Annotated in this window: 14 protein-coding genes; 2 read left to right on the top strand and 12 right to left on the bottom strand. The window is 30.7% G+C overall.

The annotated features are described in order from the left end of the window. Positions 1-163: 163 nt before the first annotated feature. The 12 genes from ACE3PD_RS09330 to ACE3PD_RS09385 all read right to left on the bottom strand — a co-directional run bounded on the left by ACE3PD_RS09330 (position 164) and on the right by ACE3PD_RS09385 (position 11,841). Positions 164-862: a response regulator transcription factor gene (locus ACE3PD_RS09330; RefSeq protein WP_374401765.1), complete on the bottom strand. Its 699-nt coding sequence runs from the start codon at positions 860-862 to the stop codon at positions 164-166. Positions 863-882: 20 nt separating this feature from the next. Further along, the gene (locus ACE3PD_RS09335; RefSeq protein WP_374401767.1) at positions 883-2,466 is read right to left on the bottom strand and encodes a sensor histidine kinase; all 1,584 of its coding nucleotides are present in this window, start codon (positions 2,464-2,466) and stop codon (positions 883-885) included. A 71-nt stretch (positions 2,467-2,537) separates the two neighbouring features. Then, positions 2,538-3,125 carry a dephospho-CoA kinase gene (gene coaE / locus ACE3PD_RS09340; RefSeq protein WP_374401769.1) on the bottom strand — a complete coding sequence of 196 codons (588 nt, stop codon included), beginning with the start codon at positions 3,123-3,125 and terminating at the stop codon, positions 2,538-2,540. 2 nt (positions 3,126-3,127) lie between these two features. Beyond that, positions 3,128-4,126 (bottom strand): glycosyltransferase family 2 protein, encoded by a 999-nt coding sequence (locus ACE3PD_RS09345; RefSeq protein WP_374401771.1) that lies wholly within the window; start codon positions 4,124-4,126, stop codon positions 3,128-3,130. 60 nt (positions 4,127-4,186) lie between these two features. Next, a complete protein-coding gene (gene fabV, locus ACE3PD_RS09350) occupies positions 4,187-5,377 on the bottom strand; it encodes an enoyl-ACP reductase FabV (RefSeq protein ID WP_374401773.1) in 1,191 nt (396 codons plus the stop codon). 63 nt (positions 5,378-5,440) lie between these two features. Continuing rightward, positions 5,441-7,093 (bottom strand): DNA repair protein RecN, encoded by a 1,653-nt coding sequence (gene recN / locus ACE3PD_RS09355; protein ID WP_374401775.1) that lies wholly within the window; start codon positions 7,091-7,093, stop codon positions 5,441-5,443. Between the two features lie 27 nt (positions 7,094-7,120). Beyond that, positions 7,121-8,014, bottom strand: a complete 894-nt coding sequence (locus ACE3PD_RS09360; RefSeq protein ID WP_291265281.1) for a DUF4835 family protein — start codon at positions 8,012-8,014, stop codon at positions 7,121-7,123. Beyond that, positions 8,004-9,215: a bifunctional phosphopantothenoylcysteine decarboxylase/phosphopantothenate--cysteine ligase CoaBC gene (coaBC, locus tag ACE3PD_RS09365; protein WP_374401777.1), complete on the bottom strand. Its 1,212-nt coding sequence runs from the start codon at positions 9,213-9,215 to the stop codon at positions 8,004-8,006. The genes ACE3PD_RS09360 and coaBC overlap by 11 nt, the downstream gene beginning before the upstream one ends. A 6-nt stretch (positions 9,216-9,221) precedes the next feature. Beyond that, positions 9,222-9,536, bottom strand: coding sequence for a DNA-directed RNA polymerase subunit omega (locus ACE3PD_RS09370; RefSeq protein WP_374401781.1), 315 nt, complete (start codon positions 9,534-9,536; stop codon positions 9,222-9,224). Positions 9,537-9,545: 9 nt separating this feature from the next. Next, on the bottom strand, positions 9,546-10,340 hold the full coding sequence (locus tag ACE3PD_RS09375; protein WP_374401783.1) for an outer membrane protein assembly factor BamD: 795 nt from the start codon (positions 10,338-10,340) through the stop codon (positions 9,546-9,548). 100 nt (positions 10,341-10,440) lie between these two features. Beyond that, the gene (gene dapA / locus ACE3PD_RS09380; protein ID WP_374401785.1) at positions 10,441-11,319 is read right to left on the bottom strand and encodes a 4-hydroxy-tetrahydrodipicolinate synthase; all 879 of its coding nucleotides are present in this window, start codon (positions 11,317-11,319) and stop codon (positions 10,441-10,443) included. Positions 11,320-11,322: 3 nt separating this feature from the next. Then, positions 11,323-11,841 (bottom strand): hypothetical protein, encoded by a 519-nt coding sequence (locus ACE3PD_RS09385; RefSeq protein ID WP_374401787.1) that lies wholly within the window; start codon positions 11,839-11,841, stop codon positions 11,323-11,325. A 45-nt stretch (positions 11,842-11,886) separates the two neighbouring features. On the opposite strand from ACE3PD_RS09385, the gene ACE3PD_RS09390 reads away from it, so the two are divergent. Then, positions 11,887-12,675: a 5'-nucleotidase C-terminal domain-containing protein gene (locus tag ACE3PD_RS09390; protein ID WP_374401789.1), complete on the top strand. Its 789-nt coding sequence runs from the start codon at positions 11,887-11,889 to the stop codon at positions 12,673-12,675. 11 nt (positions 12,676-12,686) lie between these two features. Then, positions 12,687-13,601, top strand: a complete 915-nt coding sequence (locus tag ACE3PD_RS09395) for a bifunctional UDP-sugar hydrolase/5'-nucleotidase (RefSeq protein WP_374401791.1) — start codon at positions 12,687-12,689, stop codon at positions 13,599-13,601. Positions 13,602-13,818 lie beyond the last annotated feature (217 nt).

Raw genomic sequence — 13,818 nt, forward strand, 5'->3', positions numbered from 1 at the left:
AACAAACTTATACAACCTACAATAAAAAACAGTTGCAAAAAGAAAAACGCTTATAACGGATATTTAAAATCCTGTTACAAGCGTTTTTTTATTGACTAAAAACGGCACTAATCAAAATAGTAGATGTTTTTCAGTGCCCTCAAATATTTCAGGACTTTTTTTATTATTTTTTGATTACTAATCTAAAACCTTCTCCGTGAATGTTTAAGATTTCTACGTTTTCATCTTGCTTTAAGAATTTTCTCAATTTAGCGATATAAACGTCCATACTTCTTGATGTAAAATAGTTGTCGTCTCTCCAAATTTTTGTTAAGGCTAATTCTCTAGGCATCAAATCATTTTCGTGAAGTGCTAACATTTTTAATAATTCGCACTCTTTTGGTGATAATTTAATTGGCTCTTGACCAGGATATGTTAAGAAACGTAATTTTGAGTTTAAGTGGAATTTACCAATTTCGAACTCAAATTTAGTTGTATCTGGTTTTACTTCTGTAGCTTTTCTTTGAATAATCGCTTTAATTTTCATTAAAAGTACTTCCGAATCAAACGGTTTGTTTAAATAATCGTCAGCTCCTACTTTATATCCTTTTAAAACGTCTTCTTTTAGTGTTTTAGCTGTTAAAAAGATAATTGGCACATCTTGGTTTTTCTCGCGAATTTCTCTCGCTAAAGTATATCCATCTTTGTAAGGCATCATAACGTCTAAAATGCATAAATCGAAAGTGTCTTTTTTGAATTTCTCAAAACCTTCCATTCCGTTTTTAGCTAGCGTAACATCAAAATCGTTTATCATTAAATAATCTTTCAAAACCGCACCAAAGTTTGGATCGTCTTCAACTAATAATATTTTCTTTGCTTCCATAGTAATTATATGTATATTTTTTAATTTATTAATGGCATTTTAATAATAAAGGTACTTCCTTTACCTTTTTCGCTCTCTACAAATATTTGACCGTTATGGTCTTCTACTATTTGTTTAACGTAGGCTAATCCTAGCCCATGACCTTTTACATTATGTAAATCTCCCGTATGTTCACGGTAGAATTTTTCAAAAACTCTTTTTTGCGCTACTTTACTCATTCCAGCACCTTGATCTTGTATTTTTATCAGAATAAAATCTTTAATATTTTCTGTAAAAACGTCAATTACAGGTGCATTTGGCGAATATTTTATAGCATTATCTAACATATTCACTAATACATTAGTAAAATGTACTTCGTTTAATAAAATTGTGCTTCGTTGTGCATTAAAATGCGAATGAATCACTCCTTCTCTATCTTCCACGATTAAACTGACGTGTTCGATAGCATCTTCAATAATTTCGGTTACGTCTCTTGGTTCTTTTGAAATGTCGAGTTCGTTTTTCTCTAATTTAGAAATACGTAAAACGTTTTCAACTTGAGCGTGCATACGCTTATTTTCTTCTTTAATCATTTGAAGATAACGCTGTACTTTATCTTTATCTTCAATAATTTTTGGATTCTTAATCGCATCTAGAGCTAAATTAATTGTAGCAATAGGTGTTTTGAACTCATGCGTCATATTGTTTATGAAATCTGTTTTGATTTCAGAAATTTGCTTTTGTTTGATTAATTGATTCAAAGCACTTGAATACGTCAACACAATAACCAAGGTGAACAATAACGACAAACTTGAAATTCCTATCAAAGAAGAGAATACGAATTTATTTTTTTGTGGAAAACTAACTAACAATTGGTATTTAGACATTCCTTCATTATCCTGAAAAACGGGAATTCCATAAGTAGTTTTCACATCATATTTAAAATCTTCAGAACGTACTTTTGTTGCCAAACCGTTGCTGTAAATTCCAAACTCAAAAGGCGTTTTAACTCCGTATTTGTGAAGTTCATCTTTTAAATACTTACCTAATTGTTCCGTAGAAACTCGCTCTTGTAAGGGCTTTAGTGAAACTACATCCTTAAATGTTACTTCAAAATTGGCCTTATCTAAACTTGAAACATTTCCTGATTTACTTATGGTAACGTCAGGAAAAGAACGCATTTGCAAGCTTCCATCGTTGATTGAATTTCCATTATAAATTTCGGTTTTTCTTCTAGAAACTACATTTCCAAAATTTATTGAATTAGCATTTTTATCAAAGAACGAACCGTTTATACCATAATTTTCTGCAACTAAAGTATTGGTGTAGATTATGGTTTCATTGGTTTTTTTATCACGTTGATAGAAATAAATTTCTTTTAGTTCTTCTTCTTTAGGTATCTTCCCAGTACTATCAATAATTTTATTGTAATGTTTGTAAAAGGCTACTAATTCTTTTTCCTTAATTGTATTAGATACATTTCCTAAAACCTGCTGAACGTGGTATTTGAATTCCTCTTCATTTTTGTCCAATGAAGTAGAAATCCAATACAATTGAACTAAGATGATCCCTATTAATGATAAACTCATTAAAAAGACCAATAATCTAAACCTTGATTTATTCATCGAAACAAATTTAACATTTTAACATTTCTCATTAAAATACATTAACCAAAGATTAACATATAAACCTTTTTCTAAATTTTTGCTAAAATTTTAAGAATTTCATCAATTTTTAAGAAAGTATTATTTAAATCTGTATTTTCAACAACAAAATCACTTAATTCTTTCTTTTTAGAATCAGGTAATTGGTTATTAATTCTAGCTAAAATGTCTTTTTTTGTTAGATTATCACGTTTCATAGCTCTTTCAATTCTAAGTTCTTCTGGAGCAGTGATTAGAATAACCTTATCACATTGTTTATTTCCACCAGTTTCAAAAAGAATGGCAACTTCTTTAATTATGTATGGAAAACTTTCATGTTCTTTTACCCAATTTTTGAAATGGAGTTGTACTTCGGGATGTACAATAGCATTTAACTCTTTTAACTTTTCGGGGTTGTTAAAAACGAATTCGGCAATTTTCTTACGATCAAGCGTATTGTCTGAATTAAGGATAGATACAGTAAACAAATTTTGAATTTTTTGTTTCACATCGTCACGTTCCATAATCTTTTTGGCTTCTTCATCGGCAATGTAAACAGGAATTCCCTTTGAAGCAATGTAATTTGCAACAGTAGATTTTCCACTTCCAATTCCGCCCGTTAAACCAATTATTTTAGTCATATTTATTTCTTAAAAAATAACTCTGGAAATGCTTTTTGAGGCTCTTGCTTTAACACCTCAACTTTATAGTAGGAAAGAAAGAATCCTTTTCCATAACCATAAAACTGAATTAACGCAGCCCATACAGAATATAACGCAATTTTGAGACTTTTATTGGATAGTAATGAGCTTATGAATAATAACAAAAAGTATAATCCGTAAACACCAATAAAAAAGTAAATTTTAAAAATGACCAATAACGCAGAGAATAAAAAGCCTAATAAAAATAAACTTGGAAACCAAAATGTAATTTTTTTATGCTCAGGATACCATGAGTTTAAAATTGGTCGTGCTTTTCCAAATTTATTAACTTGTATTTGGAACTTTTCCCAGCTGATTCTCCTTTTATGATATACAAAGGCATTTTTAATCAACTTAGTTTTGAAACCTAAATTCCATAATCGAATAGATAAATCTGGATCTTCTCCTGGATGGATATTTCCAAAACCATTTGAAGCTTCAAACGCTTTTTTTGATAAACCCATGTTAAAACTTCTGGGTTGGAATTTATCGACTTTTTCACTTCCACCTCTTATACCTCCAGTGGTTAAGAAAGAGGTCATGGTAAAATTAATTGCTTTTTGAATATCCGAAAAAGAATCCAAAGCTGCATCGGGTCCGCCAAAGCAGTCTACATATTCTGCATCAAGACTTTTTTGAACTTGGTTTAAATAATTTGGTGGTATAATACAATCGGAATCAAGTATAATAAAATAATCGCCTTTAGCCACTTTCATTCCATAATTACGTGAATCTCCAGGTCCAGAATTGGATTTAAAATAATAAGCAATTGTTATTTTATCAAGATATTTTTCAATAACATCTTTACAAGGAATGGAAGAACCATCTTCAATAATAACAACTTCAAACGGAATAGAAGAAGTAAAATTTGTTAAACTTTCTAAGAGTTCGTCTATTTCTTCAGGACGATTGTAAACGGGAATAATAAATGAAAAATACATTTTATTTTTTTAACAAATATAATAAAAAAGAAAGTCCCGATTAATTCGGGACTAAACAACTTATTTAATACTTGGTATCATTACCATTTCATCCGTATCCGCTTGATAATCTACACCTTCAAATCCAAATCCAAATAAATTTAAGAAATCTTGTTTGTATCCAGCTAAATCTCCTAATTCTACTAAAGTTTCTGTAGTTGATTCTCCCCATAATTTAGCGATTTTTTCTTGAACATCTGCTCTCATTTCCCAATCATCAATTCGGATTCTTCCTTTATCGTCTGTTGGAACTGCATTTCCTGTGTACAATCTTTCCGCATATAAACGTTGGATTTGTTCAATACAACCTTCATGAATTCCTTCTGCCTTCATGATTTTGTACAACAATGAAATATATAACGGAATTACAGGAATTGCAGAACTTGCCTGTGTTACTAATGCTTTATTTACAGAAACATATCCTTTTCCGTTGATATCTTTTAATTTCTCTGTAATTTCAAAAGCTGTAGCCTCTAAATGATCTTTTGCCCTTCCGATTGTTCCTTTTCTGTAAACTGCTTCAGTTACCTCAGGTCCTATGTAAGAATACGCTATTGTAGTTGCTCCTTCGGATAAAACTCCTGCTCCTTTTAAAGCATCCATCCACATAGCCCAATCTTCACCACCCATTACAACAACTGTGTTTGCAATATCTTCTTCGTTAGCTGGTTCGATTGAAACACTAGTTACATTTCCTGTATGAAAATCAACTGTCTTATTCGTAAAAGTATTTCCAATTGGTTTTAAAGTAGAACGATGTAAAACACCAGTTCCTGGATGTTGACGCACCGGAGAAGCTAAACTATAGATGATTAAATCAACCTGACCTAAATCCGCTTTAATCATATCGATAGTTTGTTGTTTTACCTCGTTTGAAAATGCATCTCCATTGATACTTTTCGCATACAATCCAGCTTTATGAGCTTCCACTTCAAATGCTGCAGAATTGTACCAACCTGGAGAAGCTGTTTTTCCTTCAGATGGAGCTTTCTCAAAAAATACACCAATTGTTGCAGCATCAGAACCAAAAGCACTTGTAATTCTTGAAGCCAAACCAAAACCAGTTGAAGCTCCAATTACTAAAACTCTCTTTGGTCCGTTGATTTTTCCTTTCGATTTTACGTATTCAATTTGATTTTTTACATTTTGTTCGCAACCTTTTGGATGAGCTGTCAAACAAATAAATCCACGCATTCTTGGTTCTATAATCATGATATTCTATTTTATAATTGGTTTGTTGTCGTTTAAAATGGTAAACAAAAGTACTTTAAAAAATCAATTCAACAAAGCTTTTGCATGTTGTAAAGCCGAATCGGTTATATCTTTTCCTGATAGCATTTCGGCAATTTGTTGTATTCTTTCTTCTAATGTTAACAGATTTAATTCTGAAATTGTGGTTTCACCTACATTACGTTTCGAAACCTTGTAATGCGAATTTCCTTTGGCTGCAATTTGTGGTAAATGCGTAATAGCAAAAACTTGCATTGTAGTACTCATTTGTTTCATGATTTCACCCATTTTAATTGCAATTTCTCCTGAAACTCCAGTGTCAATCTCATCAAAAATAATGGTTGGGAGTTTAGAATAATTAGCTAAAATAGCTTTTATTGCTAACATGATGCGCGACATTTCTCCACCAGAAGCCACTTTTTTTAATAATCCGAAACTAGTTCCTTTGTTAGCAGAAAATAATAAAACCACTTCGTCTTTTCCTTTTGGATAATACGAATCGGTATGATTGATTTCGATTTGAAAATTAGCTTCTACCATTCCTAATTGTGATAAAATTGCTCTGATTTTCTCAATTAAAATTGGAGCTGTTTTCTTTCTATTTTCAAAAATAGATTTAGCTATTTCGTCAACTTTAGTTTGTTTTGAATTTAATTCAGATTGTAATTTATTGATGGTACCATCCAAATCATCAACACGAATAACTTTTTCATCCAATTGATTTTGGATTGCCAATAATTCTGCAATCGTTTGTACTTGGTGTTTCTTTTGTAAATTATAGATGGTTTGTAGTTTTGTATTCACCAATTCTAATCGCTCAGGATCGGCTAAAATCTTTTCATTGCTTTGTTCGCATTCCGAAATAATATCTTCAATTTCGAGTAAACTACTCGTCAAACGTTCTAATAATTGTGCATTTTGATTGGAAAAACCAGCCACTTTTTGAAGTGAAATTTTAATTTCTTTCAAATTGATTATGGCTCCAACTTGCTCTTCATTGGCAATGGCTAAAATTCGTTCGAAATTTTCTTTTATGAATTCAACATTACTAAGTTGTTCTAATTCTTGCTCTAGCGCTTCTTGTTCGCCATCAGTTAAATTAGCTGCTAAAAGTTCATTTAATAAAAAAGAATTGTACTCATATTCTTTGACTAAAGCTTCCTTTTCAGAAATCAATTGTTTCAACTCTTTTTGAGTGGATTTAAAATCAGCTAATGCAATTTTATAGGAAGAAACAAGTTCACCATTATTGGCAACCGCATCTAAAATATCTATTTGGTAGTTTTCTTCTGTAAGTTCTCGGGTTTGATGTTGGGAATGAATATCCAACAACATCGCACCTAATTCTTGCAATTCTTGAAGATTTACTGGACTATCGTTAACAAAAGCACGTGATTTTCCTGAAGGTAAAATTTCTCTTCTGATAATGGTTTTATCTTCATAATCCATATCATTATCTTCAAAAAAAGACTGAAGATTATAATTGGAAATGGCAAATTGTGCTTCGATAATGCATTTTTGTTCTTTATCTTTTAACGAAGTTAAATCGGCTCTATTTCCTAAAACCAGCCCTAAAGCACCAAGAAGAATTGATTTTCCGGCACCGGTTTCTCCTGTAATAACAGAAAACTGATTGGAAAAATCAGTTTCAAGCGATTCGATTAACGCATAATTTTTTATGGAAAGTGAAAGCAACATAAGTTAAATATTCATTAAGCGATTGAACTATCTTATTTTATTCCACTTTTGAGAATTAAGAGGGGAAATTCTATTTAAAGTTTCTAGTAATTTAGCATTATTTGTTTGTGGTCCACCAGAAAAAATGGAAACTAATTCATCTCCTTTTGCATCAAAAAATGTTCGCACTAACAATGAATTAGGTCTTGTTTTTTGAATTTCCGCCAAAGTTTCTATTGAATTTGCAATATTTTCTTTTCCTTTTTTTACATCCTCACTCATGGTATCCAAACCAAGTCTGTGATACTCATAAAGTGTTTTTCTAAAGGGTGCAAAAGTAGTAGATAACATATCCGAAATTAAAAAGTTACGATTGTTGTTATTCCCTTCTGATTGTGACCAACCTTTGTACCCACTAGACTGAGCAACGTTAACAATATTTGAAGCTACTTCTAAGTATTTTGATCCTCCATTTAAAGCAAAAGAATCCATATCCATTCCAATTATAAGATTAGAATAAAATGCCAATACAGAAACTAAGTTTGAGTTAAACGAGTTTTGGTCGTAAATCATGGTTTCAAATTCGATAAATCGAAAAGTGAAATTTTTGTCGTTTATGTTTAAAATAGGAGAAGCCAAAGTAGCATTATGAACCGGTCTTGAAGATTGCACTTGCAATGTGGCTTCAAAAACGTTTGAACCATAAGAGGTAACATTAATAAAAAAATTACATTCAATTTTTTCCACATCAGTATACTCTTTGTTAGTCCATTTTGTAGTATTTAAAAATTCTTTTATTTGCGTTTCAAGATTTTTAAAAAGTTGAGGATTTCCATTAGCTACCTGTTGATAGTTAACAGAAACTGTCGCATTAAGCTCTTGTGAAAACACATTACCTAATGAAAACAAGAAAATAAATACTACTACTATTTTACGCATCATAAAATTGAATTACTTTATTAATGATATCTTGAGCTACCGCTTCTTTTGATTTTAATTCCTTAGGTTCAATTGTAAAATCTTTAGATATAAAAGTTACTTTATTAGTAGCTTTACCAAAACCAGCTCCTTCATCGTTTAAAGAATTTAAAACTATCAAATCTAAGTTTTTTTTCTGGATTTTTTGCTTTGCGTGTTCAATTTCATTTTCAGTTTCTAACGCAAATCCAATCAAGTATTGATTTTTCTTTTGTTCGCCAAGCGAAGCTAAAACATCTTTTGTTTTTTCTAATTCTATAGAGAACGTTGTATCGTTCTTTTTTATTTTCTGATTAGCTACATTTTTTGGTCGATAATCTGCAACAGCTGCTGCAGCAATAGCGACATCAACACTATTATAAAATTCATGGCAAGCATCATACATATCTTGAGCCGATGTTACTCGAATTAATTTAATGGCTGAATTTTGTACATTCAGATGTGTTGGGCCAGTTACTAGAATTACTTCTGCTCCTTTATTTACTGCTTCATTTGCAATATCAAATCCCATTTTACCTGAAGAATGATTTCCAATAAAACGCACAGGGTCAATAGCTTCATAAGTTGGCCCAGCGGTAATTAAAATTTTCTTTCCTTTAAGTGGTAATTTTTCAAGTAAATCACGTTCTAGAAACGAAACAATATTTTCAGGCTCGGCCATTCTTCCTTCACCAGACAAACCACTTGCTAATTCACCACTTTCAGCAGGAATTATAATATTTCCAAAGGATTTTAATTTATGAAAACTATCTAGAGTTGAAGGATGCTTGTACATATCCAAATCCATTGCAGGTGCAAAATAGACTGGACATTTAGCAGAGAGATAAGTTGCAATTAATAAATTATCGCAATTTCCATTTGCCATTTTAGAAAGGGTATTTGCTGTAGCTGGAGCAACAATCATTAAATCAGCCCATAATCCTAATTCTACGTGATTATTCCATTCTCCATTTCCTTCTTCTTCGTTGTAAAAAGTTGAATAAACCGGATTTTTGGAAAGGGTTGCCAAAGTAAGTGGCGTAACAAAATGCAAAGAAGCAGGCGACATTACAACTTGTACTTGTGCACCTGCTTTTATAAATAGTCTAACCAAGTTGGCTGTTTTGTAAGCAGCTATACCACCAGATACACCTAGCAAGATTTTTTTACCGCTTAAAACAGACATATTGATTTATTTAGCTTCTCTGTAATAGATTTTACCTTCTTGCCACTCTTGTACTGCTAAAGCATGAGGCTTAGGTAATTTTTCATAGAATTTTGAAACTTCAATTTGCTCTTTGTTTTCAAAAACTTCCTCTAAACTATCGTTATATGTAGCAAACTCTTCTAATTTTTCAATCAATTCTTTTTTAATTTCAGTATTGATTTGATTAGCACGTTTTGCCATGATAGTAATCGCTTCATAAATGTTTCCAGTAGGCTCTTCTAATTTACTTTTGTTGTAAGTAATAGTGTTTACAGGAGCATTTGTTTTCTTTAAATCCATGATTTACTTTTATTTAGAAAATTGTTTTAATTCTTGTTCAATTTCAGCTAACATTTTATCAGCTTCTTTTTTATATTCTGTTGCAGCATTGAATTTAATCAAATTTGCATAAGTTGTTTTGGCGTAATTTAAACGCTCTTGTTTTTTTGATTCTATACTATTGATAGCTAATTTGTACGCTGAATCCAATCTGTAATACAACGCCTTTTCTTTATATGGTGTTCCTGGAAAATCTAAAATAAAGTTATCAAATGCTTTTAAAGCACCTTTAAAATCAGAAATAGAATTGTACTGTTTTGCTATTTCAAATGCTTTCTTTTCTTGCTTTTCTCTTAATTCTTTAACATATTTATTTGCTGTAGCCAAATAACTTGATTCAGGATAAACATCAATAAATCGCTGCATTTTATCTAATGCTTTCTGAGTATCTGTTTGATCTAAACTGTAAACAGGAGACAACTTATAAAAACATTCAGCAGCTAAAAATGTAGCCTCTTCTCTTTTTTCACTTCTAGGATAAGTAGCAACAAAATTTTCAAATTGATATCCTGCTAAATAAAATTGATTCGTATTATAAAGTGATTTAGAATACAAATAAAACATTCGTTCAGCATTGAGCTTACCTTTATAAACTGGTGCAATTTGTTCATATAATCTGATTGCTTTATCATATTTCCCTTTATCATACATTGCATTTGCAACTTCGCTTTTAACGGCAACATCATCTGATTTTAAAGCCTTTTGATAAGGACTACATGACACCAATAAAATGGTAAGAATAAGAAAACTAAAAAATTTATTCATTTGGCTTTAATTTTAACTTTAAAAACATCAATACTGAATTGACACCTAAAAAAGCAACTGCAAATTTAGGCATTATTTAATTACTATAAAAATCTTTTTTTTAACTTAATTTTCTTGTAAAATTATGCAATCTTGTAGCTAAATCTTCATTTACATTTACAAGTGGCAATCGAACTGTATTCTCCGATAATCCTAATGCTTTAAAGACTTCTTTAATTCCTCCTGGATTTCCTTGTTCGAAAATCATATCGATACTATCTGCTAATAAATAATGTAATTTATATGCTTCATCTACTTTTCTTTGTAAACCTAAACGAACCATTTCAGAGAATTCTTTTGGAAAACCTTCACCAATTACCGAAATCACTCCTGCTCCACCTGCTAAAACCATTGGTAACGTAATCATATCATCTCCAGAAATTACTAAAAATCCTTCTGGTTTTGTTTGGATTAATTTCATTGCTTGAACAATATCTCCAGCCGCTTCTTTGATTCCGATTACATTTTTAAAATCATTTGCAATTCGAATTACTGTTGATGGGAACATGTTACTTGCTGTTCTTCCTGGTACATTATATAAAATGACTGGAATTGGAGACGCTTCTGCAACTGCTTTAAAATGTTGGTAAATACCTTCTTGCGTTGGTTTGTTGTAATATGGTGAAACTGATAAAATTGCTGAGAAATGAGAAAAATCTCTTGTTTTTAATTCTTCAACAACTTTGTGTGTGTTATTTCCTCCAACACCTAAAACCAAAGGCAATCTTCCTGCATTTGCTTTAATTATCGTATCGATAACCAATTCTTTTTCGTCTTGTGATAACGTTGCCGATTCTGCTGTAGTTCCTAAAACTACCAAGTACTCTACTCCACCTTCAATTACATAATTTACTATTCGCGTTAAAGCCTCAACATCAACCGAAAAATCTTTTTTAAATGGCGTAACTAAAGCAACACCTGTACCAATAAATGATTGCATTTCTTATATTTTATTTAAAATTTTCAAATACTTAAACAATTCTAAAACAAACTCATTAAAATCTTCAACGAGTGTTTTTATGATAAAATGATTGACTCTTTTGTCAACCGTATCAAATCCAACTTTAAATTTGGCTTTTGATTTTGCTGAAAGCAATAAAAGAGCACTTTTATTAACATCGTAATAATTGATTAACAAATCAAAAGGCGTTTCAATAAAATCGTTAACTTCTTTTTTATTGATTTCTCCTGAAAGTGAAATATTCTTCAACGACAAAAAGGGTTCGTTTATTACTTCTTTCTTCTTGATTTTATCTTTAAAAACCAAAATAGAAATATTTCTTTCTTGAATTCCCTGAGAAACAATTCGCTCCATTAATTGACTGGTTTCATTGAAATATGTTTCGTCAACTAAAACTCCAACCGTCAACACTTTATCGTTTGAACCTAACGAATTTTGAGTTGCTAATCGCTTAGTAACATTTTTTTTAAGAAAAAAGTTCTTTATAATATTATAAAACATAGTATTTTTACGAATTCGACAAAATTAAAAATTTAAGCTTTTGTTATGCTTGTAAATGTAAAAAAGAATACGATATCTTTTGGATTTTTTGTTATATTATTAACATTTAATCTCTTTATATCTTGTAAATCAACCTCTTCTTATCAAATCACTAAAATTGAAGGAAAAAAAATAGGGATTACTAATGAAAAAGGGGGAAACGAAGCTATTGCAAATTACGTAAAACCTTACAGTGATAATATCAATAAAGATTTAAATAGTGTTTTAGCTTACTGTCCAGAAACACAAGATAAAAGCAAAGGAATTTGGCAATCGAATATCGGAAATTTATTAGCCGAAATTACTTTCGAACTTGGAAATCCGGTTTTTCAAAAAAGAGAAAATAAAACTATTGATGTTTGTTTACTTAATCACGGCGGTATCAGAGCTGTAATTCCAAAAGGCGATATAACTACAAGAACTGCTTTTGAAGTGATGCCTTTTGAAAATAGTTTGTTCATTGTGGGATTAACTGGAAAAGAAATTAAAACGTTAGCCGAATACATTATCAAAGAGAAAAAACCGCATCCGTTATTCGGAATGAAAATTTATATTGATAAATCAACTTTAGCAATAAATAAGATTGAAATTAACAATCAACCTTTAGATGAAAATCGAATTTATTATGTAGGAACTTCTGATTATTTAGCAAATGGAGGCGATAATATGACGTTTTTCAAAGAAAGTACTATTAAATTCGATATGGATTACAAACTTAGAAATATGATGATTGATTATTTCAAAAAAGTAGATACAATTCCAAACCTAACCACCGAAAAAATAATTTTAGAATAATACTTAGAGCTATGAAGAGAAGAGATTTTATCCAAAAAACAGCTGCTAGTTCGGCTTTACTTGGCTTATCAGGAGTGAGTTTAAGTAGTTTTTCTACTATTTATACCAAAAAGATTACTATTTTACATACGAATGACACGCACAGTCATATCGATCCATTTCCAGCTGATCATCCAAAAAACCCAAATATGGGTGGCGCTGCCAGAAGAGCTGCTATCATAGAAAGCATCCGAAAAGAAGAAAAAAACGTGCTTTTGTTAGATGCTGGCGATATTTTTCAAGGAACTCCATACTTCAATTATTATGGAGGTGAGTTGGAATTCAAATTAATGAGCATGATGCAATATGATGTGGCCACTATGGGAAATCACGATTTTGACAATGGAATTGATGGTTTTTATGCTCAATTACCGCATGCCAAATTCGATTTCGTATCCGCTAATTATGACTTCAAAAATACAGTTTTGAATGACATTGTAAAACCTTATAAAATCATTATCAAAGACGGAATTAAGATTGGGATTTTCGGATTAGGCGTTCAATTAGATGGACTTGTTGATAAAAAACTTTACAAAGAAACGGTTTACAACAATCCAATTGAAGTAGCACAAGACATGACGCGAATTCTAAAAGAAGAAAAAAAATGTGATTTGGTTATTTGTTTGTCGCATTTAGGATTCAAATACAAAGACGAACCTGAAAAACCAAGTGATATTGTTTTAGCGCAAAAAACAAAAAATATCGATTTGATTATTGGTGGTCACACGCATACTTTCTTAGACAAACCTGTGATTGAAAAAAATAGTGAAGGAAAAGAAGTTTTGATTAATCAAGTAGGCTGTTTTGGAGTGAATTTGGGTAGAATTGATTTCTATTTAACCAACGACAAATTGCATCACAATCAAACAAAGAATATTATTGTTTAGTACTTTTCTCTATAAAGCAGATATTTTAAAAGAAAATAATACACTGGAATTTCGATTATACAAGAGATATAAATAAAGATATCATTTTTAAAATAATACTTATTTAATACTATAAACATGTCAGAAAAAAAAAGACATAAAATGGTTAACAATAAAAATCTAGAAGCAATTGATTTAAATCGTAATGCATTATAAATACTCAAAATTAAAACCATTA

Source organism: Flavobacterium sp. (assembly GCF_041911335.1).
GTDB lineage: Bacteria > Bacteroidota > Bacteroidia > Flavobacteriales > Flavobacteriaceae > Flavobacterium.